Raw genomic sequence first — 23,382 nt, 5'->3', positions numbered from 1 at the left:
AAAATAAATATAAATCAAAAATAATAATATTAGCTTATGACCAAATAGAATTATATTTTCGAAATTGATTCCGTTATGTTTGGTTTCAACAGCCTACCCCTTACCTCGGATGGTACCAATCGTTATCGGGATTCTGCGCTTCAGGCCGCCGTCGAGTGCGCCATGACCGAGGGATAAACCATTCCCCTCAAGCAGAATCGTTGGAAGGGAGTTCGACGTATGTTGCCTGTTCAAGCCTGCCACTGGCTTTATTCCTCTCGCCCTGTCGTTACCAGGCGCTGCGCGACACTTCTGCCGCCAACCGGCTTCTCACCCCACCGCTAGCTCATCGCGCAGGTTTTACCTGCACAGCCTGAAACGTGCGTACCGCGCTGTCCCGACGACAGCAGGAGCGCCCGACTTTGCGATTTGCATGCATGGCTTCAATGACGGCCATGTCTGGAGTGGATATGAAGCAAGCCTTACACCGTGCCCGAGCGTTGTCTGTTGCGCCGGGTTTCTGCCCGCTGGCGTTGGCGATAGGGAGCGTGTTGCTGTCAGGGACGATTCAGGCCGAGGAAAAAACCTCCGAGGATGAGCGTCGCACCTTGTCCACCGTGGTAGTCACCGGTAATCGTGGTGCCGAGCAGCGCACCGTGACCAGCAGCCCGGTGCCGATCGATGTGGTCAGTGCCAAACAATTACAGAGCACCGGCAAGCCCGGCCTGATGGAGGCATTGAGCGCGGTCATCCCATCTCTGACACTGCCGGAAAAAACCGGTTGGGACGCCAGCGGCATTGCCCGTGCGCCCAACTTGCGTGGTTTGAGTGCCGCCGAGGTGCTGGTGTTGGTCAACGGCAAACGCCGCCATACCAGCGCGACTCTTAATATCAACGGCATCAACACCGGCGCTGCGCCGGCAGACCTCGATCTGATCCCGATCAGCGCCATCGATCATGTAGAAGTGCTGCGTGACGGTGCCGCGGCTCAATATGGCTCCGATGCCATTGCCGGGGTGATCAACGTCATTCTCAAGGCCGACACCAGCGGCATGTCGGTGACCAACGCCGGGCTCGGCTATGACGGCAAGAAGCAGACCGTGCAGCAAAGCCTCAATAAAGGCTTCGAGATTGGCGACGGCGGTATCGTGCAACTGGCGCTGGACGCCCGCAGCCAGAATGACGACAACAAGGCCAGCGCCAATGGCTACAGCTACGAACAAGCCTACGACCTGGCGGGCAAGTCCACGTACGGCGGTTACGGCACGCCGAAGACCAATCTGCTGACCCTGGGTTACAACGCCGAGCTGCCGATCGATGACAGTTTCAGCCTGTATTCCTTCACCACCTATTCGCGTCGCAAGGCCGAGCAGGGGCAGAATTTTCGCCTGCCGACCATTACCAATACGATCACCACCGGGCCCAATGGTTATCCGGCGGGATACACACCGACCTGGTACATCGACGAAGACGATTTTCAGGCTGCGTTTGGTGGCAAAGGCACGCTTGGTGAATGGGACTGGGATCTGTCCAGCACTTACGGGCGCAACGAGGCGGAGCAGGGCACCACGCATAACCAGAACCCGTCGCTGGGTGAGGCCACGCCCAACAGCTTCACATCAGGAACGTGGATTTCCACCGAGCTGACCACCAATCTGGACTTCAAGCGCGGCTTTGACATCGGCCTGCAAAAGCCCCTCGACGTGTCCTACGGCCTTGAACATCGACGCGACACGTATGAGGTGCAGGCGGGCGACTATGAATCCTATGCCAACGGTGGTTACTGCGTCGCACCGGGCAACTGTGCATCGTCAGGTGCGCAGGTCACCAACGGCATTTCGCCGGATGAAGAAAGCAGCGCCTCGCGCAACAGTGTCGCCAGTTATGTCGACGTAGGCTTCAACCCTGTGCCTGACTGGTATGTCGGCAGCGCACTGCGCTATGAACATTACAACCAAGGTGTGGGCGCGACCCGCAGCGGCAAGTTGACCACACGCTACGACTTCACCCCGCAGTTCGCCGTTCGCGCCACCGTCAGCAATGGCTTTCGTGCGCCATCCCTGGCCAACAGTCTATTCAGTGCACGTTCGACCACTTACGGCGTGGTGGACGGCGTGTATCAGTCGATCAATTACGGCGTACTGCCGACCGGCTCGGGTGCCGCCAGAGCGTTGGGTGCCGAGGACCTCAAGCCGGAGCGCTCCACCAATTTCAGCCTCGGTTTCACCCTGACGCCTACCGATCAGTTGACCCTGACCGCCGATGCCTACGTGATCAATCTGCGTGACCGCATCACCCTGACCGGCACCCTGCTGGGTGATGAAGTCACTCAGGTGCTGCTCAACAACGGCATCGATTCGACGTCGGGCGGCCAGTATTTCATCAACGGTGCCGACACCCGCACCAAGGGGCTGGATCTGGTCAGCAACTACCGTCAGGACCTTGGGCAGTACGGGTTAGTGAAGTGGACGGCGGCGTTCAACTGGAATCAGACAAAGATCCTCAGCTACAAGGAATCCACCTCGATCCTCGGTACTTCCTATGAGCTGATGGACCGCGAAGCGCGCAATCTGATTACCGGCGTGCAGCCGCGTACCAAACTGATTCTGGGCGGCGACTGGAGCATCGAGCGCTTCAACCTGAACCTGGCGCTGACCCGTTACGGTTCCTACAAAGAGGTCAACTCCTCAGCCAATCGCGATCTGGACCGGGTGTACAGCGCCAAGTGGATCACCGATCTGGACCTCGGCTACAACCTCAGCAAAAACCTCAACGTTGCCATCGGCGCAAAGAACCTGTTCGACATCTATCCAAAGAAACAGGGGGTTCCCAGCAGCACCATGGTCAGCAGTTACGGCACCTATTCGCCCTACGGTTTTACCGGCGGTTACTACTACACCCGGCTGACTTACGCCTTTTAAGGCCAGCACCTGAAAACCCCCATTGAGTGCGAGGAACAAGCATGCCCACTGTCGCCAAACCCTATGACTTCATCGACGAGACCAGCCGTTACCCGCTGCGCCAGAGCCGGGTAGCACAACCACCGATCAAGGCATTGCAAGTAGTACCCGCCCGGCATCCCGGTCGCTGGGTGGGGTCGATATTCGCTGCACTGGTGCTGGTCGCCATCGTGCATTCGCTGGCGACCAATCCGCGCTGGGAGTGGGGCGTGTTCGGGCAATGGTTCTTCTCGCCGTCAGTGCTGCGCGGCCTGGCCCAGACGTTGCTGCTGACACTGCTCAGCACCGTGTTTGGCATCGTTCTCGGCACGGCGCTGGCGCTGGCACGCCTGTCGGGCTCACCGCTGCTGGCGGCGCTGGCCTGGGGCTACATCTGGTTTTTCCGCTCGATGCCGGCGCTGCTGGTGTTGATCATTCTCTACAATTTCGCCTACCTGTACGACCACATCGTACTGGGTGTGCCGTTTACCGATCTGGTCTTCGCCGAATGGTCAACGGTCGACGTGCTCAGTCAATTCACCGTGGCGGTCCTGGGCTTGAGCCTGATGCAGGCGGCGTATACCGCAGAAATCATTCGTGGCGGGCTGATCGGTGTCGATGCTGGCCAGCATGAAGCCGCTGCAGCCCTCGGCTTGCCGGCTTCGCGTCGGGTTTTCCGCATCATTCTGCCCCAGGCACTGCGCTCGATCCTGCCTTCGGGCTTCAACGAAATCATCGGCCTGGTCAAAGGCACTTCCATTGTTTACGTGCTGGCCTTGCCAGAGCTGTTTTACACCGTGCAGGTCATCTACAACCGTACCCAGGCGGTGATTCCGCTGCTGATTGTTGCCACCGTCTGGTACCTGATCATCACCACGCTGTTGACCAGCGCGCAGTACTACGTCGAGCGACACTTTGCTCGTGGCACGGCGCGTGTTTTGCCGCCCACGCCCTTGCAGCGAGTGCGCGGCTGGTTGAAGGAGAAGCATCATGAGTGAAGCCTCTGCACCCGTGCGCGCAGGGCGCATTCAGATCCAGGGCGTGGGCAAACGCTTTGGCAGCCAGCAGGTGCTCAAGGACATTGATCTGAGCATTGAGCCGGGCAAGGTCACGGTGATTCTCGGGCCGTCCGGCTCGGGCAAGTCCACGCTGTTGCGCACCATCAACCACCTGGAAAAGATCGACAGCGGTTACATCACCATCGACGGCGACTACGTTGGTTATCGGCGCAAGGGTGATCTGCTCTATGAGCTCAAGGAGCGTGAAATCCTCAAGCGGCGCATCGAGGTCGGCTTCGTGTTTCAGAATTTCAACCTGTTCCCGCACCTCACCGCCTGGGAAAACATTGCTGAAGCACCGTTGGCCCATAAACGCTGGAGCAAGGCCGAGGCGCAGGCAAGAGCAGGTGAATTGCTGGCCAGGGTTGGCCTGGCAGACAAGGTGGACGCTTACCCACGCCAGCTTTCCGGGGGCCAGCAACAGCGCGTCGCCATTGCCCGTGCGTTGGCGCTGGACCCCAAGGTGCTGCTGTTTGATGAACCTACCTCAGCCCTCGACCCCGAGCTGGTCGGCGAGGTGCTGGATGTCATCAAAGGGCTCACGCAACTGGGGGTCACGCTGGTGGTAGTGACCCACGAGATCGGTTTTGCCCGGGAAGTGGCGGATCACGTGGTGTTTCTGTGCGATGGCCAGTTGATTGAGCAAGGGCCGCCGGAACAGGTTTTCCACCATCCCCGACACCCTCGCACCGCTGCCTTTCTCGGCAAGGTGCTGTGAATTTCCCGCTTTCAAGGAGTGATTGCTGATGCTAGTGAATACCGCCCGCGTAGCCCTGCTGACGATAGCCGTCAGCGTGGCGCAAAGTGCTTTTGCTTCCACCGCGCAACCGGTCGACCTCAGTCCTGACCGGCAACGCATTCATGTACCGCGTAACGAAGCGGCCATTGCGCAGATCCCGGCGGGCTTCAAGTTTGCCCAGCCAGGCAAGTTCACCGTGGCCGTCTCCGGTGTGGCGGGGCCGCCCCTGGCGCTGCTGGCCAATGATGACAAGACCACCATCGGCAGCGAGGCCGACACCGCGCAACTGGTGGCGGACAGCCTGGGCCTGCAATTGAACGTGGTGCAGACCAGTTGGGAGGACTGGCCACTGGGCGTCAGTTCGGGCAAATACGACGCAGTCATCAGTAACGTCACCGTGACCGAAGCGCGCAAGAAACGCTTCGATTTCGCCACCTACCGCCAGGATGTCCTGGGCTTCTATGTCAAGACCAACAGCAAAATCAGCGAGATAAAACAGGCGTCGGACATCGCGGGGCTGAAGATCATCGTCGGCTCCGGCACCAATCAGGAAAAGGTCCTGTTGGCGTGGAACGAGGCTAACGAAAAGGCTGGTATCAAGCCTGCGCTGTTGCAGTATTTCGATGATCAGGCGGCTGCGCAGCTTGCCATTCAGTCGGGGCGCAGTGATGCGCTGTTCGGGCCCAATTCGGTGTATGCCTACTCGGCCGCCATCACCGGAGGCATCAAGCGGGTCGGCACGGTTAACGGCGGCTGGCCACTGCAGGCTGATATCGCCGTGACCACGCGCAAGGACAACGGTCTGGTCAAACCGATTCATACCGCCCTTGAAGGCGCGATTGCCGGCGGGCAGTACGAGCAAGTGTTGCAGCGCTGGGGCCTGGATGTGGAGCGCGTCGACAAGTCGCTGATCAACCCGCCCGGCTTACCGGATTGAGGCCTTCAAGGGAGCAAATGATATGGGACTGACACGACGTGAAGCACTTTCCAGCATTGCTGCGGTAGGTGGCGAAAAAGCCGTCAAGGACGCGCTTGCGGTACTGGGGCTGGGGCCTTCATCACACCGGCGGCCAAAACCTCTGAAACTCGGAGACGGGCTGGGGCAGGGCACTCGCGTACTGGTGCTGGGTGCCGGAATCGCCGGGCTGGTGACTGCGCTGGAATTGACGCGGGCAGGGTTTACTGTGCAAGTGCTGGAGGCCCGTGATCGAGTGGGCGGCCGCAACTGGACGTTGCGCAGCGGCGATCAGGTGGACTACAAGGACGGTCGCACGCAGACCGTGGGCTTTGATCCCGGGCTGTATTTCAATGCCGGGCCAGCGCGGATTCCCAGCCAGCACCGCACGCTGCTCGACTATTGCAGCGAGCTGGGGGTGCCGCTTGAAGTGCTGGTCAACAGCAGCCATGGCGCTCAGGTCCGTCCGGACCTGCAACAGCCCGCGTTCACTGTCGGCCAGGCTATCAACGACGCCCGCGGCCACCTCTCGGGTCTACTGGCCACGGCGGTGCAGCGCGATGCTCTGGACGATGTGTTGAGCGGCGAAGAGCGTCAGCGCCTGTTAGCGTTTTTGCAGGTGTATGGCGACCTCTCGCAGGAACTGGCTTATGAGGGCAGCCTGCGTTCCGGACATCAGGAGTCGCTCTCGCATCCGGGGGCATTGCCGACCAGTGCGCAGCCGGTAGGGCTGGAGCGCCTGCTGCATCCCGAGCTGTGGGGCGCGCTGCTGCACACTGAGTTTCCCGAGTTCTCGGCGACCATGTTTCAGCCGGTCGGCGGTATGGACCGCATCACCGACGCCTTTTACCAGCGTCTCACTGAACAGGTGCAACTGGGCGCGCAGGTGCGCCAGATTCGTCAACTGGAAGACGGTGTGGCGGTCACCTATCACGACAGACACAGTGGCCGTGAACAGGTAGTACGCGCCGATTATCTGGTGTCGACCCTGCCGTTGCCGTTGCTGGCCAGGCTGGATACCGACTTCAGTAATCCGGTAAAGGCTGCTTTGCTGAGCACCCGCAACGATCAGGCGACCAAGGTGGCGTGGCAATCCCCGCGCTTCTGGGAAACCGATTACCGTACCTATGGCGGGTTGTCCTGGATCGACCATCCGGCGCGCCTGCTGTGGTACCCGAGCAATGACTTGAACACCCGCGATGGCCTGCTCGTCGCCGGTTACGTGACCGGGGAGGGTGCCGACGTGTTCGGCGCGAAACCGTTCGAGGCGCAATACGCCGCCTCCAGAGAAGCGGTCGAACTGCTGCATCCCGGTTACTCGCATCACCTGCGTAACCCGCTGGCCGTGTCCTGGGAGCAGATTCCGTACAGCGAAGGCCCGTGGCTGCAACGCGAACATTTCCCGGCCGACGCCAGCGCCTTGCTGGATGAACCTCATGGCCGGGTTTACTTCGCTGGCGACGGGCTGGTGCAGAGCGGCGTGGGTATCTGGCAGGAATCAGCCGCCAATTCGGCGCGCCATGTGGTCGGGCAACTGGCCGAGCGGGTCATCCAGCAACGGCAGACCGCGGCCCTCGCGGCGTCGTGAGCCTTTATTTCAGCATCAACATCTATTGGGGAGAGACACCATGAGCGACAGCATTCAACGTACCAGCGTCGGCGATTTTCCAATCTCGCAAACCGTGACCGTGCCTGCCTCGGCCAGCCTTGTGTTCATCAGCGGCACTTTACCCGACCTTGCCGACCCACACGCTCCCGCGGACACGCCTGCCGCCTATGGCAACACTGAAGTGCAAAGCGTTTCGGTGTTCAACAAACTGCGCAATATCCTCCGGCAACAGGATCTTGACCTGGGCGATATCGTGCAGTTACGAGTGTTTCTGGTGGGGGCCGAGGAAACCGGCGGCAAGCTTGATTTTGCGGGACTGCAGGCCGGTTACACGCAGTTTTTCGGCACCCCCGAGCAACCCTTCAAACCTGCGCGCACCGCTTTGCAGGTAGTGGCGCTGCCATTGCCCGGTGCGCTGATCGAGGTCGAAGCAATCGCGGCCAGACCCGCTTGATTCAATGCCGCCAGTTGCTCGACTATCGCCGTGCGGCCCGGGTACTGACGTCCACCCACACCGCCAGCACCAGGATGCCGCCCTTGACGATCATCTGCCAGTAACTGTCGACGTCGAGCATGGACATGCCGTTATCGAGACTGGTGATGACCAGCGCGCCAAGCAGGGCACCGTAGACAGTGCCCGAGCCGCCGCGCATGGACGTGCCGCCGATAAAACAGGCGGCAATGGCGTCCAGTTCGCCCATGTTGCCGGCCGAGGGCGAGCCTGCAGCCAGGCGTGCGGTATTGACCAGCCCGGCGAAGGCACACATGACGCCCATGATGCCGAAGATCCACAGTTTTACGGCCTGTACGTTGATGCCGGATAACCGCGTGGCTTCCATGTTGCTGCCCACCGCATAGACGCGCCGTCCGAAAACCGTCTGGCTGGTGACATAACTGAACACACCGAGCAGGACCAGCAACAGCAATACCGGAACGGGGATTCCGTCGTAGCTGTTGAGTACATAGACAAACCCGCCCAACACAGCGCCGATCAATACCACGCGTAACACATCACGGATCATCGAATGTGCCGCCAGCCCGTGCAGGGCTCTGTTGCGCCGTTGTTTCCAGGTCAGGAACAGCGTCAGCGCCAGCAACAGTACGCCAAGCCCTGTACCGACAGAGTGCGGTAAATACCCTTGGCCAACGTAGACCAGCGAAGGCGATACCGGGGCGATGGTCGTACCACCGGTGATCCCCAGCAGAATGCCGCGAAAGGCCAACATACCGCCCAGCCCGACAATAAAGGAGGGAATGCGCAGGTAGGCCGTCATGTAGCCGTTGGCCAGGCCAATCATCAGCCCGCATAGCGCAACCACGCTCAGGTTTGCCAGCAGCGGCACGTGGTAGACCACATCGAGAATCGCCGCCAGGCCACCGAGCAGGCCCAGCAATGAACCCACCGACAGGTCGATCTCGCCACTGATGATGACCAGCACCATGCCACACGCCAGAATGCCGGTGATGGACATCTGCCGCAGCAGGTTGGAAAGGTTGCGCGGGGTCAGAAACCCGCCGTCGGTCTGCCAACTGAAGAACAGCCAGATAACCGCGATGGCAATCACCAGCGCAAGCATTTTGTAGCGGGTGAAGAACTGTTTGACCTGGTTCATCTATGCGGTCTTCCGGGCATTATTGTCAGGGGCATCGGGGTGGCTGAGGGCTGCGGCGAGTACCTGTTCCTGAGTCAGTTCATGGTTGATGAAGTCGCCGCGCAACTGGCCTTCGCCAATCACCAGCACACGGTCGGACACGCCCAGCACTTCGGCCAGTTCCGAAGAGACCATGATGATCGACACACCTTCGGCCGCCAGCGCGCCCATCAGCTTGTAGATCTCGTACTTGGCACCCACATCGACGCCGCGGGTCGGTTCGTCGAGGATCAGAACGCGCGGGCGGGTCAGCAGCATCTTCGCCAGCACTGCTTTCTGCTGATTGCCACCGGACAGGCTGGTGATCGGCAGGAACGGGCTGGCCGTCTTGAGGTGCATGCGCGAGATTTCCCGGTCGATACTGCCCAGCTCGGCTTCGGCGTCGATGCGGGTCATGTTCGAGTAGCTGTCGAGGACCGCGAGGGTGATGTTCTGACCAACGCCCAGGTCCGGAATAATGCCCTGACGCTTACGGTCTTCCGGGACCATGCACAGGCCGGCGCGGATTGATTTGAGCGGCGTGCGCGTGTCGACAGGCTGGCCGTCCAGCCACACTTCACCGGTATATCGGCCCGGGTAGGCACCGAACAGCGCGGACACCAGTTCGGTGCGACCCGCGCCTACCAGCCCGGCAATACCGAGAATTTCCCCGCGCTTGAGAGCAAACGAAATGTCGTCGACCCGTTTGCGTCCGGGGTTATCGACGTCGTAACAGGTAATGTTTCGCGCCTCGAAAATCACCTCGCCGATCTCGTGGGGTTCGGTGGGGTAAAGGTTGCTCATTTCGCGACCGACCATCTGGGTGATGATCTTCGGGATGTCCATGCCCGACATGGCGGTGGTGGCGATATGCTTGCCATCGCGGATCACCGAAATGGTGTCGCACACGGCCGCCACTTCATCGAGTTTGTGCGAAATGTACACGCACGCCACGCCCTTGGCTTTCAGGTCACGAATGATGTCCAGCAGCACCTCGATTTCCGAGCGGGTCAGGGCCGAGGACGGCTCGTCGAGGATCAACAGGCGCGCCTTCTTGTTCAGTGCCTTGGCGATTTCCACCAGTTGCTGATAACCGCCGCCGTACTGGGAAACCGGCAGTGCCACGTTCATGTCTGGCACTTTGAGCTCACGCATCAACACTTCGGCGCGATGGATCATTGCCGGGTAGTTCATGCGCCCACCCGGGAGCGTCAGTTCATGACCCATGAAGATGTTTTCGGCCACCGACAGGTCAGGCACCAGCGTGAGTTCCTGATGAATGATGACGATACCGGCTGCTTCCGTTTCGCTGATTGACTGCGCCTTAAGGGGGGTGCCGTCCCAGAGAATCTCGCCGTCCCAGGTGCCGTAAGGGTAAACCGCTGACAGCACCTTCATCAGCGTGGACTTGCCCGCGCCGTTTTCGCCGCACAGGCCGACGCATTCACCGGGCCGGACCTTTATGTCAATGCCGTTCAGGGCTTTGACGCCGTCAAAGGTTTTGACGATGCCGTTCATTTGCAACAGATAGTCGGACATGGCACAGGCTCACACGGGGATCCAAGGGCGTGCCTGAGCCTGCGCAGCCGTTCTGCACAGGCCCAGGCTTTCTATCGACTGATTATCGATAGCTCACTGGCCGCCCATCTGCGCCTTGGTGTAGAACCCGTCTTTCTCCAGCAGGTCGATGTTGTCCTTGGTCAACGGTGTCGGGGTCAGCAGGATGGTGTCGACTTTCTTGCTGCCATTGTCGTACTGCGCGGTAAAGGCAGGCTTCTCGTTGCGCACCAGTTGCACCGACAGTTTGGCGGCTTCGCTGGCAATCAGCTTCAGCGGCTTGTAGACGGTCATGGTCTGGGTGCCATCAATGACCCGCTTGACCGCCGCCAGGTCCGCATCCTGCCCCGAGATAGGCACTTTGCCGGCCAGTTTCTGTGCGGCCAGCGCCTGAATCGCGCCCCCGGCGGTGGCGTCGTTGGAAGCAACGATGCCATCGATCTTGTTGTTATTTCGGGTCAGGGCATTTTCAACAATGCTCAGGGCTTCAGTGGGGTTCCATTCCTTCACCCACTGTTGGCCGACGATTTTGATATCGCCCTTGTCGATGGCTGGCTGCAGCACCTTCATCTGACCTTCGCGCAGAATCTTGGCGTTGTTGTCAGTGGGGGCTCCGCCCAGCAAAAAGTAGTTGCCCTTGGGCGCTGCTTTCAGTACGCCGCCGGCCTGCATTTCGCCGACCTTTTCGTTATCGAAGGAGATGTAAGCGTCGATGTCGGCGTTGAGGATCAGCCGGTCATAAGACACCACTTTGATCCCGGCCTTCTTGGCTTCGGCAACGGCGTTGGTCAGCACGGTGGCGTTGAACGGCACGATGACAAGCACATCGACGCCGCGAGAGATGAGGTTTTCGATCTGCGATATCTGTTTCTGCTCGTTGGCATCCGCCGACTGTACGTAGACCTTGGCGTCCAGTTTCTCCGCTGCCGCAACGAAGTAATCACGGTCGCGTGACCAGCGTTCCAGACGCAGGTCATCGATGGAAAAACCGATTTTCGGGTGGGCGGAGTCGGCCATGACCGGCAGGGACAGCAAGGCCAGAGCGCTGGCAAGCAGCGTGCGTTTCAGGGTGTTCATAGGGTGCGTCCTTTTATTGTTGTTCGAAAGACACTTCATGATGTGCAGCGTAATGCCGGTGCAACTGTAAAACGTTGTCGGACGCCGCGGGCACAGATTTGTCTTGAGAATGTCACTGCGGCGTCCGTTCAGCCTTGCTTCAGGAGTAGATAAAGCGGTTGACCACTCCTTCCAGCAATTCCTGCCGGCCGCTGACGGCTTGTGGGTTCAGTTCGTTGTCGAATGCATGGTTTGCAAGCGACTCGAGGCTGAATTCACCCGCCAGCAACGACTTTCCGAAAGGCTGCTGCCAGCCTGCGTAGCGCTGGTCCTTGAACTGCTGAAGCTTATCGTTCTGCACCATCGCCGCTGCGCGCTCCAGCGCCAGGGCGAGCACGTCCATGGCGGCAACGTGGCCGTGGAACAGGTCGACTTCGTCGAGGCTCTGACGACGGACCTTGGAATCGAAATTGTAGCCGCCATTGGTGAAACCACCGGCCTTGAGAATCTCGTAGGTGGCGAGGGTCATCTCCTCGACGCTGTTGGGGAACTGGTCAGTGTCCCAGCCGTTCTGCGGGTCGCCGCGGTTGGCATCGATGCTGCCAAAGATCCCCAGCGAGACTGCTGTGGCAATTTCGTGGTGGAAGCTGTGTCCGGCCAGGGTCGCGTGGTTGGCTTCGATGTTGACCTTGATCTCTTTTTCCAGACCGTACTGCTGCAGAAAACCGAACACCGTAGCACTGTCGTAATCGTACTGATGCTTGGTGGGCTCCTGCGGCTTGGGCTCGATCAGCAAGTCGCCTTTGAAGCCAATCTTGTGTTTGTGCTCGACCACCATACGCATGAAGCGGCCCAACTGTTCGCGCTCCTGCCTGAGGTCCGTGTTGAGCAGGGTTTCGTAGCCTTCACGACCGCCCCACAGGACGTAGTTGGCCCCCTTGAGTCGCTGGGTGGCGTTCATGGCACTGAACACCTGAGTCGCGGCGTAGGCAAATACTTCAGGGTCCGGGTTGCTGGCGGCCCCTGCGGCAAAGCGCGGGTTGCTGAAACAGTTAGCGGTGCCCCACAGCAGCTTGATCCCGGTTTGCCCCTGATGATGTTCCAGCTGATCAATCATCTGCGCGAAGTTGTTGCGATACTCCTTGAGCGAGCTGCCTTCCGGTGCCACGTCGGTGTCATGGAAGCTGTAGTAGTCGATGCCGAGTTTGGAGAAAAACTCGAAAGCTGCTTCAGCCTTGCCGATAGCCAGTTCCAGCGGGTCCCCGGAACCTTGCCATGGACGCTTGAAAGTGCCGACACCAAACATGTCGGCGCCCGGCCAGACGAACGTGTGCCAGTAACAGGCCGCCATGCGCAAATGCTCGCGCATGGGTTTGCCGAGAATCAGTTTGTCGGCATCGTAGTGACGAAAGGCAAGGGGCGAGTCGCTGTCAGGGCCTTCGTAGCGAACCTTGTCGACGGCGGGGAAGTACGGCATCTGCGTTTTCCTTATTGTTCTTGGCGATGCCTCGATACTAGCAACGGCCCCAGGCCTGCTGATTATGAAAATCGTCAACGCGCAGTGCGATTTTGAGTATTGAGATTGGTCCTTTGCGGGCCTAGTCTGTGTTGAGCGATGTAGTGCTTATCGAATCAATATAAAAAACCGGCATAAAAATAATGAAAACCGTACCCCCCGTTCACCGTATTGCACTTTTGTTCAACGGCAGCAAAATCTATGACCGCGGCATCATCAGCGGCATCGGCAACTACCTAAGCAGTACCCGGGTGTCCTGGGATCTGTTTCTGGAGGAAGATTTTCTCTGTCGCTTGAAAGGCATCGAGCGTTGGCAGGGTGACGGGATCATTGCCGACTTCGACGACCCGCTGATTGGTGAGGCATTGGCCGGCATCAGGCTGCCGGTGGTGGCGGTTGGCGGTTCCTATCAGGATGAGCGCGCCTACCCGAAGGGCATTCCCTATGTCGCGACCGACAACCACGCCTTGATCAAGGCCGCCTACGAGCATTTGATAGTGGCCGGGCTGACCCGCTTTGCCTGCTTCAGTCTGCCTGAGGCTCAGGCCAATCGCTGGGCGCAGGAGCGCGAGCAGGCCTTTCGTCGACTGCTGCAGCGCGACGGCCTGCACGCCGAGGTTTATCGCGGCCTGGGCACCAGTGCACCGCTCTGGGACAGCGCTGTGGAACAGCAGATCGCCTGGCTGCAAAGCCTGCCCAAGCCTATCGGCATTATTGCCGTGACAGATGCCCGCGCCCGTCAGTTGTTGCAGGCCTGCCTGACTGCCGGAATTGCCGTGCCTGAACAAGTGGCGCTGATCGGCATCGACAACGATCCGTTGACCAGAACCCTCACGCGTGTACCGCTGAGCTCGGTGGTTCAAGGCACCGACACAATGGGCCGAACCGCCGCGCGCCTGCTGCACCAGATGTTGCATGGCATGCCGTCTTCCGGCACCCACATTCTGATACCGCCGGACGCTGTCAACGTACAGGCTTCGAGTCTGCATCAACCGTTGGGGGACCCCTATGTCATGCAGGCGTTGCTGTTTATCCGGCAGTACGCGTGCCAAGGCATCAAGACCGCACAGGTAGCCGCGTACGTGGGCGTTTCGCGCTCGTCGCTGGAAGCGCATTTTCGCCGGGTGCGGGGCTGTAGCGTGCATGACGAGATCCTGCGTTTCAAATTGGCCGCTGCCGCACACGGGCTGCAAAATACGGACTGCGCAATTGCCGACATCGCACGCGATTGTGGTTTCCGGTCGGCGCAATACCTGCATACGGTCTTTCGCCGGGAATTTGGTTGCACGCCGCGAGAGTACCTGCAAGGTGTCAATGCGGCAGTGCAATGCACGGTTGCCTGACAAGTCAGGCAGCCACGACCCTTATCGTCCAGAAGTCGGTGGACAGATTTTCATCCAGCAGATAGCTGTAGGGCAGGGTGAAGTAGCCTTCCATGCCCCAGCCAGTGCCCCATGAGTTGCGCAGGATGAAATGCTGGTGGGCATCGTTGTAGCCCACTGCCAACACGCAGTGCCCTCCGAGCATTTTTTCGTGAGGGCCCGGCATCGGGGCATGCCCGGTCTGGGCGACTTTCTTGCTTTCAAAGCTCTCGTAGACGGAAAAACCAATGACAAATGGATAGCCTGCCGCCAGGCAGCCTTTCATCTGGTTGAGGTTTTGCGCAACCTTCTGGTAAGACACTGCTTTGTATTTTCTAGCGTCCTTGTAGCAGGCAGCCGGAGGTTTGACAGCGAACTTTTCAATGTCATAAGGCCACTCTTTTTCAGGGCAATCACCTTGCTCCGCTACACTTTTGATTCCGTGGCGGATCATCGCGCCGCTGTCCGAATCGACGGTATGCTCAATGACCCGTTCGTTGTAATAGATAAACAACCGCGAGGGCTCGAACGCCGGCGTCAGCTTTTGCTTCATGCGATCAAACTGAATCGCTCCGGCAATACCGTTCGCGGTACAACTGCCCAGTTGGCCCTGGTCGTATACGGGCGGGCAATGGGGGCGCAGATCAACCATGTGTGGAAGCGCCGCCAGCGCCGTTGTGGGGGCCGCATAAAGATGATCGCGATGATCAGGCAGATCGCGAATCCATCCATACTGTTTCACGGTATAGGTCATTTCGTATCTCCTTGTAAGACACTGTCAGAAAATTTGACAGCGCTCATGTAAACAGGTTTTTGGCAGGCGCGGATTAAACTTAGTTTAGTCAATAGTGAGCTATGAGTTGGCCGGGTGGACTTATTTGGCCAGTACTGTTAGTTGAGTAGCGGGCCATATTAACCAGTTTGTTAAATGGGCCTGCGGAATAGAATTACTGCTTTTTTTTGCGCTTGATACGAGCCAAAGCGCCTTATCGAAAGTGGCAAAACGATACTGCTTTATAGACGCTTATCCTAAGCCCATAAGCGTACCGATCGGTACATTTAAATTGACAGCATGCGATGTAAGGGCTAAAAGATACACCTCGGTACAGTTATGGGCGAGGCGCAAATCGCCACATGCAAGATGAGGGGTAGGGGGATGGATACGATGCAACTGCATGAAATAATGACTGCTCACCTGCGTATCGATACGCCACAAGCGCTTTGCAATCCTAAGCGGGGGCAGCGCAGCAGCGGTGAGGTACTGGGAGGCGAATTCAACGGCGATCGATTGCAGGGGCAGGTTCTTCCGGGAGGTAGCTTTTTTCTCGTGCCCCAGGATGACAGCCTTGCACGATTCAGCCTGTACTACACCTTGCTGACTGACGACGGAATAAAGATAGATGTCGTCGGAGAAGGGCTCGTGGCCTTCGATGAAACGGACCGCGCGCCATTCGCCGAATCGCGCTGTCGGTGCACGTGCAGCAAACAGTTCAGCGTTCCTTCCGGCGCTCATGATTACCTGCAGAGAAACCTGTACGTCGGCAGATTAAATATAAAAGCCGGGGATGACCGCCTGCGTGTCAGTATTTATCAGGTTAACGAGATATAGAGAGCCTTCAAAGAAACGCGTGGGTGTGAAAGCAAGTGTCAAATGTGTTATCAAGGTATAAACCTTGTCGCTGACACTTGGCGGGTCGGAGTAATGGCGTTTAAATCATTTTTGCTGGTTATGTATATAACCAGAGACTGGTCAGTCTGACAGGGCGGCTTGCGCGCAGGCTAGGTTCAACCATTCTCAGTTTATCAGTCGGGTTTGAAGTGCTCGAAATTGTCCACCAATAAGCAATTCAAGCGTTACTTTCAAGGGCGTGAGGACGGTCTGTCGCCCACGCCGGATATATGTCTGGTTCCTTTTGTTGTGGCGTGACCGTTACTGGCTGGCAAAAAAGCTTAGTCCTTTGCCGATCGCGCATTCATAACTCACCGGATTGCCGACCTGCTGGTAGCCGGGAACACTCAGCGTCGTCATGCTGAATACGGCACTGCCATTAGAGCGTATCTGGTAGCGAATGAACTGCTCGATGGGCTTGTTATCGCGATCGAGGGTGAAGTGGCTGTCCGAGAACGCTAGGGTGCCGTCGGGAGTGATGCGGTAGGCATCGATGCGTTTGCCGCCTTTGGTTTTGGACGGCTCGGCACCCGCGACCGAAGACTTGCATTGCCCAAGATCAATCGCCACAGCGACCGACTCTCCGGTGTTCAACGCCTGGACGATAGCGGGGTAGCTGACCAGCGCGTCGCCAGCGTGAGCAGCACCGGGCAGTGCAAGGGCAAGTAATGCGGCAGCGTAATAATGTTTCATGGCAACTCCAGTAAGTCAGTCTGAAGGTTGAAAAGACCCGTCATCTCGTGGTTATCGAGCGTCGCGAAACCTACCATAAGGTTTCCTTGAAGTGGGCCCTGAATAGCAGTGGCACGGCTCTGATTCGACGTTCTTCATTCTTTTTCTCGATCAGCCGATAGAAATGACGGTGCTAATTTATTCGTCAGCCACGGGAAGGGGATTGAACATGCTGAGACAGCTGAAAATAGCCGCGCGGACCTCCGCCTGCTTTGCGTTGATGGTGGTGCTGGTGTTCGGGCTTGGTATTTTTAGCATTCAGCAATTGCACGGTATTCGTGAGCAATCGCTTGAAATCGAAAACGACGCGCTTCCAGGGATTGCGTTGGGTGACGATATTGCCCTGGCGGTCGAGAAAACCCGCACCACCGTGGCCAAAATGCTTGCCACGCATGATCTTGCGCAGGTAGCTCAGGCTCACAACGAGTTCCTTGAAAGAAAGGCCGGTTTCCAAAAGGCCGTAGAGGCCTACGACCCGCTGATCACCGATGATGAAGAGCGCGCGCTCGTAGAGGGTCTGAAGAGCACTTATCAGGGCTACATCGAGCATGCCGAAAAGGTCTATACGCTGATCAACGAGAATCAGGCAGAGGCCGGAAGGGCGCTCGTCTGGGGCGAGATGAAGGCCATGGCGGAAAGTATCGAAGCCGCCCTTGGCAAGCTGGAAAAGATCAATGATGACTCCGAAGCCGAATCCAGCGCTGCAGCGACGTCGGTGTATGAAAACGCCCTGATCGTCACTCAGGGGGTTATGTTTCTGACGGTGTTGCTGACCGTATTGCTCGCCTGGCGCCTGACCAAAAGTCTGGCAGTGCCGATCAGTCAGGCGCTGCATAGCTCGGAAACCATTGCTGCGGGCGACCTGCGCCCCAGCGCAATCAACCGTGAGGGCACTGATGAAGCGGCCCTTTTGCTGCAATCGATGGAGCGCATGCGCGGCAATCTGAGCCAGACCCTGACCCAGGTGGGCGATGCCGCTCACCAATTGGCCTCGGCCACAGAGCAAATGAGTGTGCTGATGGTCAACAGCAACGCTGACCTTGTGGTGCAGAACAGCGAGATAGAAATGGCCGCCACCGCCGTTACCGAGATGAGCCAGGCGGTCGACGAAGTAGCGCGAAATGCGGTGGCCACCTCGGAAGAATCCAAAGCCTCTTCGGTGTCGGCCCGCGAAGGTCAGGAAGAGCTCAATCAAACCGTTCAGTCGATCCTTGAACTGACCCGCAATGTCAGCACCGCGTCGGTCGAGGCGCAGGCGCTGGCAACCCGCACGCTGGATATCACCAAGGTCCTGGATGTTATTCGCGCAGTCTCCGAGCAAACCAACCTGCTGGCCCTCAATGCCGCCATCGAGGCGGCACGGGCTGGCGATGCCGGGCGGGGTTTTGCCGTAGTTGCGGACGAAGTTCGCGCGCTGGCTCATCGCACCAGCGAGTCGACCCGTGAGATCGAGACCATGATCGGGCACATCCAGCAGGGCACCAAGAGCACGCTGGTGGCGCTTGAAGTCAGTACCGAGCAGGCCCAACGTACCAAACAGCAGGCCGAGTCGGCCAACGCCGTGCTGGCCAGTATCGCCAGTTCGGTCATGGTCATCGATGAGCGAAATACGGTGATCGCCAGCGCTTCTGAGGAGCAGGCGCTGGTCGCGCGCGAAGTGGATCGCAACCTGGTACGAATCCGTGACTTGTCGGCGCAGTCGGCAGTGCGCACCGGCCAGACCGGCAGTGCCAGTCAGTCGCTGGCCGAACTGGCGAGTGATCTGACTACTACCCTTAGGCAGTTCAAGCTTGGCTAAGCAGTCAGGCATGACCTTGCTGTTGCCCGGACAACAGCGAATCGACAATGTGTTCGCCGCCTTGGGCCTGAAGCGTCGGCTATCAGCCTAGACGCAATTCGGCGCAATAGCCTGCAAGCCAGGCTCTGCGCCGTTGCCAGCGTAACCGCAGGGCTTTGGGCATGACCTGTGCACTGCTGATCAGGATTGTTTTCCTGAGCCAGCGGAGCCACCCGAATGCCTGATGCCGTCCCGATTTATAAGCCAACCCGCCTGCGTGCATTAGGGCGCGCCCTGGCGCTGACCGTGTTGGCCACCAGCCTTGTCGCGACGGCATATGCCGATGACAGCGATGTACCTTCGCTGGCGGGCAAGCGCATCGCGATCAGCATGACCGGTACCAGTCACTACTTCGATATCAAGACGTTTCAGGCGCAGGTGGATGAGGTCAAGCGCCTGGGCGGCACGCCTATAACGCTTGATGCAGGTCGCAACGACAAGAACCTGGTCAATCAACTGCAGACCGTGGTTACGCAAAAACCCGACGCGGTGATTCAGACCCTGGGCACACTCAGCGTTATCGACCCCTGGCTCAAGCGCATCAGCAAGGCGGGGATTCCACTATTCACCATCGATGCACCTTCGCAATACAGCCTCAACAACACCACCTCGGACAATATTGCCACCGGCAAGGCACTGGCCGGGCAACTGATCAAAGACGCGGGTGGCAAGGGCAACGTGCTGGTATTCAACGGCTTTTATGGTGTGCCGGTGTGTGCCATTCGTTACGACCAGCTCAAGTTGGCGCTCAAGGATCATCCGGAACTGAAAATCATCGAGCCGGAGTTGCGTGACGTCATTCCCAACACGGTTCAAGACGCTTACTCACAAGTCTCGGCACTGCTTAACAAGTATCCCAAAGGCAGTGTTTCGGCGATCTGGGCGGCCTGGGACATTCCCCAGCTGGGTGCCAGCAAGGCACTGATCGACGCCGGAAGAACTGAAATCAAGACCTATGGCGTCGACGGCACCCCGGAAGTGCTTGAGCTGATGCGCCGTGAGAACTCGCCGATTGGTGCGGTGGTTGCGCAGCAGCCGGCCCTGATCGGCAAGACCGCGGTGCAGAACGTCGCTCGCTACCTGGCCGGGCAACGCGACCTGCCCAAAGAGACTCAGGTGCCGACCTTGCTGACCACGGCCGCCAACCTGCCGCAAGTGCAGGAACTCAGGGGTGATAACTGACGCAGGAGATCGACCATGAGAGCAGCGATTGCAGACGTTACGAGGGCAACGGCGGCCTTGCACTTGCAGGGCATCAGTAAGCGCTTTGGTGCCACTCAGGCACTGGATGGGGTCAACCTGCGGGTCGAGGCCGGAACGATTCATGGGCTGGTTGGCGAAAACGGCGCAGGCAAGTCAACCCTGATCAAGGTCCTCGCCGGTATTCATCGCGCCGATGCGGGCAGCTTGAGTATTCATGGCCAGCAGTTCGACAGCTTTACGCCGCGCCAGATTGAAGCCGCGGGCGTGCATTTCATTCATCAGGAGCGCTTGCTGCCGGGCAGCTTCAGCGTCGGCGAGGCGTTGTTTTTCGGGCAGGAAATCAAACGCGGTCTGTTCGTCGATCGACGCGCTCAGGAGCGCGAAGCGGCCCGGTTGCTGGATGATTATTTTGCCATGCGCCTGCCGAGCGGGGCGCTGGTACGCGATCTGGACAGCGCGCAGCGACAGATATTGCAGATCACTCGCGCACTGCTGGCCAAACCGCAGGTGCTGGTGTTCGACGAGCCGAGTGTGTCACTGGTCAAACAGGAGGTGGACCGGTTGTTGGCGATTGTCCGGCGCTTGCGCGATGACGGTCTGACCATTGTGTACATCTCCCACTACCTGCAGGAAATCGAATCGTTGTGTGATCAGGTCACCGTGCTGCGCAATGGACGCGATGTGGCGGTGGTTGATCCCGCGCTTGTCAGCACCGCGCAGATCGCCCGGCTGATGGTCAATCGTGACGTGGGTGAGCAATATTTCCGGGCGCAGACGCAGCCCGGCCCGCCAGTGCTTCAATTGAACGGGCTGGGAGCAGGACGCTTTTACAACGGCGTTGACCTGAGCGTGCGAAGTGGCGAAGTGGTGGGCCTGACCGGGCTGGTCGGCTCGGGTGCCAAGGAATTGCTCAAGAGCCTGTTCGGGCTGCTCAAGCCGGATCGTGGCGACGTGCTGTTGAATGGTCAGCCGTTGCGCCTGAAATCCCCTCGTGATGCGGTGCGCAACGGTATCGCGCTGGTCCCCGAAGAGCGCCGCACGCATGGCGTAGCGCCAGCGCTTTCGGTGCTGGAGAACATTACCCTGGCCAGCCTCGGGCGCTTCAGCCGCTGGGGATTGCTCGACGGTGCTGCGCAGTCAAGGGAAAGCCAGCGCCTGATCGGTGAACTGGCGATCAAGACCTCAGGCCATGATGCGGCGGTTCAATTGCTCAGCGGTGGCAACCAGCAAAAGGTCGCCCTGGCCAAGTGGCTGAGTCGACACTCGACGTTGTACCTGCTGGATGAGCCCAGTGTGGGTGTCGACATTGGTGCCAAGGTGGAAATCTACCGGCTGATTGCCCGGCTGGCTGAAGGCGGTGCAGCAGTGCTGGTGCTGTCGTCGGACCTGCCGGAACTGATCGGCATCACCCAGCGCATTGTGGTGCTGCACAGGGGGCGTATTGCGGGCGAATTCGATTCGTCGAGCACCGACAGTGACCAGTTGCTGGCCTGCGCCACCGGTGCCAGCGAAAGCCGTCATGACGGTAAACATACTCTCCAGGAGACCCGCCATGTCCACGCTTGAAACATCAGTCATTCAGGTCGGCGATCCCTCGCAACGCTGGCTGGTGCGGCTGGCACAGCGCGGTTCGTTGCTGGTATTTCTGGCGATACTGCTGGGCTTTGCGGTCAGCGCGCCCAACTTTCTCAGCATCGGCAACATCAGCAACGTGTTCGCCCAGTCAGCCGTGCTGGGCATATTGGCGCTGGGCCTGACATGTGTGGTTATCGGCGGTGGCTCCAACGTTGTCAGCGGCGGGCTGGACCTGTCGCTGGCGGCCAATCTCGGTCTGTGCGCAGCCGTTTACAGCAGTCTGAACAACGCCGGTTTCGACGCCTGGCAAGCGATTGGTTTGACGCTCGCCTGTGGTCTGCTGGTTGGCGCGCTCAATGGTCTGGCAGTGGTGTTTTTACGCTTGCCGCCGTTGCTGGCGACACTTGCGAGCATGAATTTGATTGCAGGTCTGGAGCTGGTGCTGACCCAGAACACCGTACTGGCTACCGATTCCGCGCTGCTGGACAGTCTGGCTTCCGGCGTCTGGCTGGGCATTCCGGCGCTGGCGTGGGTGTTGCTGAGTGTCGCAGCGCTGTTGTGGCTGCTGATTCAGCACAGAGCGTTTGGCCTGCGCCTGTATGCCATCGGTGAATACCCGCAAGCGGCAACTGCTGCCGGCCTGAATCTGCAGGGCCATGTGTTCGCCAGCTACCTGATTGCCGGTGGCTGCGCCGCCATTGCGGCGTTCTGCTCTGCTGCATTTTTCAGTGGCAGCACCACCGGCTCCGGCGACATGCTGCTGTCAGTGGTGGCGATTGCCTTTCTCGGTGTGGTGTTCTCGCGGCGCCTGACCGCCAACATTCCTGGCACCTTGCTGGCGACGTTGCTGCTGGGTTTTCTGATCAATGGCTTTCAATTGCTGAACATCTCCAATTTCTGGGTCAATGGCGTTCAAGGCGTGCTGATCCTGCTGGTGGTGGCATTTTCCGGGGCGCTGGGCCGCCGGGAGGGTGAACAATGAATACGCTGACCCTGAACACTTCTTCAACACTGGTGAAATTCCTGCCGCGCCTGTTGCCTGCGGTCCTGCCGCTGTTGGTATTGATCATCCTGCTGTTTTTCGCCATCAATGCACCGGGATTTCTGAGCTGGGGCAACCTGTCGAGCCTGGTGCTGAACAATTTTGTGTTGCTGGCCATTGTGGCCGTTGGCATGACTTGGGCAGTTGCTGCCGGCGGCATCGATCTGTCGGTGGGAACGGCGCTGGACTTTGCCAGCCTCGGCTTTGTCGTCACGCTCAATGGCGGCCACGGTCTGGGCGCGGCCATCGCGGTGGCCTTGTTGGCAGGCGGCGCGGCGGGCGCGTTCAATGCGACGCTGATCGCCGGGCTGCGTATTTCGCCGTTTCTGGCGACGCTGGGTACATTGTTTATCGGCACCAGCGTGCAGCAGCTGTTATCCGACGGTGGTCAACCTATCTACATCGCTCAGGGCGCGTTGCCGGGCATTAGCGGTGTACTGATTCTGGGCGTGCCATTGCCTCTGGTGGTGGTCGGGGTGCTGGCAGGGTTTTACGGGCTGGTGCTGGCGCGTGGCCGTTTGGGGCGGGAAATGCTTGCGCTGGGGACGCAGCCGCAGCTGGCGTATTACTCGGGGCTTTCTACCCGGCGCATCGCCGTACAGGTGTTTGTCGCCAGCGCTCTGGCCTGCGCGGTCGCCGGTATCCTGCTCAGCTCCACGGTCAACGCCTACGTGCCGATGTCGGGCAATGCCTACCTGATCAACGCCATTGGCGCGGTGTTCATCGGCACGACGCTGAGTCGCCATGGGCGTGCCAACATTGTCGGGACGTTATTGGGCGTGCTGTTCATCAACGTCATCGCCAATGGTTTGTTGTTGATCGGCTGGAACTTCTATTGGCAGCAGGTGGCGACCGGGGTGCTGATCTTTCTGGTGCTGGCGTTCAGCTTTGCCAGTCGCCACCTGTTGCGTAACGCGGCGTAAC

19 protein-coding genes and 1 pseudogene are annotated in these 23,382 nt (G+C 59.1%); 14 read left to right on the top strand and 6 right to left on the bottom strand.

Translation table 11 applies throughout. From position 1 onward, the window contains the following. The first annotated feature begins 449 nt into the window (after window positions 1–449). The 6 genes from RYC17_RS01085 to RYC17_RS01060 are packed head-to-tail and all read left to right on the top strand — an operon-like array spanning window position 450 to window position 7,733. Entirely contained in the window at window positions 450–2,900 is a 2,451-nt protein-coding gene (locus RYC17_RS01085; RefSeq protein WP_316902254.1) for a TonB-dependent receptor, read from the top strand. A 41-nt stretch (window positions 2,901–2,941) separates the two neighbouring features. After that, on the top strand, window positions 2,942–3,916 hold the full coding sequence (locus tag RYC17_RS01080) for an amino acid ABC transporter permease (protein WP_122259986.1): 975 nt from the start codon (window positions 2,942–2,944) through the stop codon (window positions 3,914–3,916). Beyond that, window positions 3,909–4,694, top strand: a complete 786-nt coding sequence (locus RYC17_RS01075; protein WP_004665212.1) for an amino acid ABC transporter ATP-binding protein — start codon at window positions 3,909–3,911, stop codon at window positions 4,692–4,694. The genes RYC17_RS01080 and RYC17_RS01075 overlap by 8 nt, the downstream gene beginning before the upstream one ends. A gap of 28 nt (window positions 4,695–4,722) precedes the next feature. Then, a complete protein-coding gene (locus RYC17_RS01070; RefSeq protein WP_005733125.1) occupies window positions 4,723–5,652 on the top strand; it encodes an ABC transporter substrate-binding protein in 930 nt (309 codons plus the stop codon). A 22-nt stretch (window positions 5,653–5,674) separates the two neighbouring features. Next, the gene (locus tag RYC17_RS01065; protein WP_316902251.1) at window positions 5,675–7,258 is read left to right on the top strand and encodes a flavin monoamine oxidase family protein; all 1,584 of its coding nucleotides are present in this window, start codon (window positions 5,675–5,677) and stop codon (window positions 7,256–7,258) included. 40 nt (window positions 7,259–7,298) lie between these two features. Continuing rightward, the gene (locus RYC17_RS01060) at window positions 7,299–7,733 is read left to right on the top strand and encodes a RidA family protein (protein WP_316902249.1); all 435 of its coding nucleotides are present in this window, start codon (window positions 7,299–7,301) and stop codon (window positions 7,731–7,733) included. A gap of 22 nt (window positions 7,734–7,755) precedes the next feature. On the opposite strand, the gene RYC17_RS01055 is transcribed toward RYC17_RS01060, so the two are convergent. The 4 genes from RYC17_RS01055 to xylA form a co-directional block, all read right to left on the bottom strand. Then, window positions 7,756–8,892 carry a sugar ABC transporter permease gene (locus RYC17_RS01055; protein WP_058408103.1) on the bottom strand — a complete coding sequence of 379 codons (1,137 nt, stop codon included), beginning with the start codon at window positions 8,890–8,892 and terminating at the stop codon, window positions 7,756–7,758. Beyond that, window positions 8,893–10,449: a D-xylose ABC transporter ATP-binding protein gene (gene xylG / locus RYC17_RS01050; protein WP_316902248.1), complete on the bottom strand. Its 1,557-nt coding sequence runs from the start codon at window positions 10,447–10,449 to the stop codon at window positions 8,893–8,895. Between the two features lie 93 nt (window positions 10,450–10,542). Continuing rightward, window positions 10,543–11,544: a D-xylose ABC transporter substrate-binding protein gene (xylF, locus tag RYC17_RS01045; protein ID WP_054077933.1), complete on the bottom strand. Its 1,002-nt coding sequence runs from the start codon at window positions 11,542–11,544 to the stop codon at window positions 10,543–10,545. Between the two features lie 139 nt (window positions 11,545–11,683). After that, window positions 11,684–13,000, bottom strand: a complete 1,317-nt coding sequence (xylA, locus tag RYC17_RS01040) for a xylose isomerase (protein WP_316902246.1) — start codon at window positions 12,998–13,000, stop codon at window positions 11,684–11,686. Window positions 13,001–13,182: 182 nt separating this feature from the next. Here xylA and RYC17_RS01035 point away from each other — a divergent pair, with 182 nt between their 5' ends. Next, on the top strand, window positions 13,183–14,382 hold the full coding sequence (locus RYC17_RS01035; protein ID WP_316902244.1) for a XylR family transcriptional regulator: 1,200 nt from the start codon (window positions 13,183–13,185) through the stop codon (window positions 14,380–14,382). Between the two features lie 4 nt (window positions 14,383–14,386). On the opposite strand, the gene RYC17_RS01030 is transcribed toward RYC17_RS01035, so the two are convergent. Next, window positions 14,387–15,154, bottom strand: a complete 768-nt coding sequence (locus RYC17_RS01030; RefSeq protein WP_002553372.1) for a C1 family peptidase — start codon at window positions 15,152–15,154, stop codon at window positions 14,387–14,389. A gap of 402 nt (window positions 15,155–15,556) precedes the next feature. Here RYC17_RS01030 and RYC17_RS01025 point away from each other — a divergent pair, with 402 nt between their 5' ends. After that, window positions 15,557–16,009 carry a DUF3237 family protein gene (locus RYC17_RS01025; protein WP_316902242.1) on the top strand — a complete coding sequence of 151 codons (453 nt, stop codon included), beginning with the start codon at window positions 15,557–15,559 and terminating at the stop codon, window positions 16,007–16,009. Window positions 16,010–16,330: 321 nt separating this feature from the next. On the opposite strand, the gene RYC17_RS01020 is transcribed toward RYC17_RS01025, so the two are convergent. After that, complete coding sequence (locus RYC17_RS01020; RefSeq protein WP_002553374.1) at window positions 16,331–16,762, bottom strand: VirK family protein; 432 nt, start codon at window positions 16,760–16,762, stop codon at window positions 16,331–16,333. A 163-nt stretch (window positions 16,763–16,925) separates the two neighbouring features. Here RYC17_RS01020 and RYC17_RS26830 point away from each other — a divergent pair. The 6 genes and pseudogenes from RYC17_RS26830 to RYC17_RS00995 form a co-directional block, all read left to right on the top strand. Next, window positions 16,926–17,447, top strand: a pseudogene (locus RYC17_RS26830) (MCP four helix bundle domain-containing protein); the annotation flags it as partial. Beyond that, window positions 17,421–18,599 carry a methyl-accepting chemotaxis protein gene (locus RYC17_RS01015; RefSeq protein WP_410478445.1) on the top strand — a complete coding sequence of 393 codons (1,179 nt, stop codon included), beginning with the start codon at window positions 17,421–17,423 and terminating at the stop codon, window positions 18,597–18,599. The pseudogene RYC17_RS26830 and the gene RYC17_RS01015, both read left to right, overlap by 27 nt. A gap of 216 nt (window positions 18,600–18,815) precedes the next feature. Continuing rightward, a complete protein-coding gene (locus RYC17_RS01010) occupies window positions 18,816–19,820 on the top strand; it encodes a sugar ABC transporter substrate-binding protein (RefSeq protein WP_316902238.1) in 1,005 nt (334 codons plus the stop codon). Between the two features lie 15 nt (window positions 19,821–19,835). Further along, window positions 19,836–21,407, top strand: coding sequence for a sugar ABC transporter ATP-binding protein (locus RYC17_RS01005; RefSeq protein WP_058408098.1), 1,572 nt, complete (start codon window positions 19,836–19,838; stop codon window positions 21,405–21,407). After that, the gene (locus tag RYC17_RS01000) at window positions 21,394–22,398 is read left to right on the top strand and encodes an ABC transporter permease (protein WP_316902235.1); all 1,005 of its coding nucleotides are present in this window, start codon (window positions 21,394–21,396) and stop codon (window positions 22,396–22,398) included. Before RYC17_RS01005 ends, RYC17_RS01000 begins: the two co-directional genes overlap by 14 nt. Beyond that, complete coding sequence (locus tag RYC17_RS00995; RefSeq protein ID WP_004665242.1) at window positions 22,395–23,381, top strand: ABC transporter permease; 987 nt, start codon at window positions 22,395–22,397, stop codon at window positions 23,379–23,381. Before RYC17_RS01000 ends, RYC17_RS00995 begins: the two co-directional genes overlap by 4 nt. Window position 23,382 lies beyond the last annotated feature (1 nt).

The sequence above is a fragment of the Pseudomonas syringae group sp. J248-6 genome (assembly GCF_032586995.1).
Lineage (GTDB): Bacteria > Pseudomonadota > Gammaproteobacteria > Pseudomonadales > Pseudomonadaceae > Aquipseudomonas > Aquipseudomonas amygdali.
This window is presented reverse-complemented; position numbering and strand designations above follow the sequence as displayed.

Coding starts and splice junctions, on each gene's coding strand:
- RYC17_RS01085 (WP_316902254.1), top strand. CDS start 450: ATGAAGCAAGCCTTACACCGTGCCCGAGCGTTGTCTGTTGCGCCGGGT.
- RYC17_RS01080 (WP_122259986.1), top strand. CDS start 2,942: ATGCCCACTGTCGCCAAACCCTATGACTTCATCGACGAGACCAGCCGT.
- RYC17_RS01075 (WP_004665212.1), top strand. CDS start 3,909: ATGAGTGAAGCCTCTGCACCCGTGCGCGCAGGGCGCATTCAGATCCAG.
- RYC17_RS01070 (WP_005733125.1), top strand. CDS start 4,723: ATGCTAGTGAATACCGCCCGCGTAGCCCTGCTGACGATAGCCGTCAGC.
- RYC17_RS01065 (WP_316902251.1), top strand. CDS start 5,675: ATGGGACTGACACGACGTGAAGCACTTTCCAGCATTGCTGCGGTAGGT.
- RYC17_RS01060 (WP_316902249.1), top strand. CDS start 7,299: ATGAGCGACAGCATTCAACGTACCAGCGTCGGCGATTTTCCAATCTCG.
- RYC17_RS01055 (WP_058408103.1), bottom strand. CDS start 8,892: ATGAACCAGGTCAAACAGTTCTTCACCCGCTACAAAATGCTTGCGCTG.
- xylG (WP_316902248.1), bottom strand. CDS start 10,449: ATGTCCGACTATCTGTTGCAAATGAACGGCATCGTCAAAACCTTTGAC.
- xylF (WP_054077933.1), bottom strand. CDS start 11,544: ATGAACACCCTGAAACGCACGCTGCTTGCCAGCGCTCTGGCCTTGCTG.
- xylA (WP_316902246.1), bottom strand. CDS start 13,000: ATGCCGTACTTCCCCGCCGTCGACAAGGTTCGCTACGAAGGCCCTGAC.
- RYC17_RS01035 (WP_316902244.1), top strand. CDS start 13,183: ATGAAAACCGTACCCCCCGTTCACCGTATTGCACTTTTGTTCAACGGC.
- RYC17_RS01030 (WP_002553372.1), bottom strand. CDS start 15,154: ATGACCTATACCGTGAAACAGTATGGATGGATTCGCGATCTGCCTGAT.
- RYC17_RS01025 (WP_316902242.1), top strand. CDS start 15,557: ATGGATACGATGCAACTGCATGAAATAATGACTGCTCACCTGCGTATC.
- RYC17_RS01020 (WP_002553374.1), bottom strand. CDS start 16,762: ATGAAACATTATTACGCTGCCGCATTACTTGCCCTTGCACTGCCCGGT.
- RYC17_RS01015 (WP_410478445.1), top strand. CDS start 17,421: ATGAAGGCCATGGCGGAAAGTATCGAAGCCGCCCTTGGCAAGCTGGAA.
- RYC17_RS01010 (WP_316902238.1), top strand. CDS start 18,816: ATGCCTGATGCCGTCCCGATTTATAAGCCAACCCGCCTGCGTGCATTA.
- RYC17_RS01005 (WP_058408098.1), top strand. CDS start 19,836: ATGAGAGCAGCGATTGCAGACGTTACGAGGGCAACGGCGGCCTTGCAC.
- RYC17_RS01000 (WP_316902235.1), top strand. CDS start 21,394: ATGTCCACGCTTGAAACATCAGTCATTCAGGTCGGCGATCCCTCGCAA.
- RYC17_RS00995 (WP_004665242.1), top strand. CDS start 22,395: ATGAATACGCTGACCCTGAACACTTCTTCAACACTGGTGAAATTCCTG.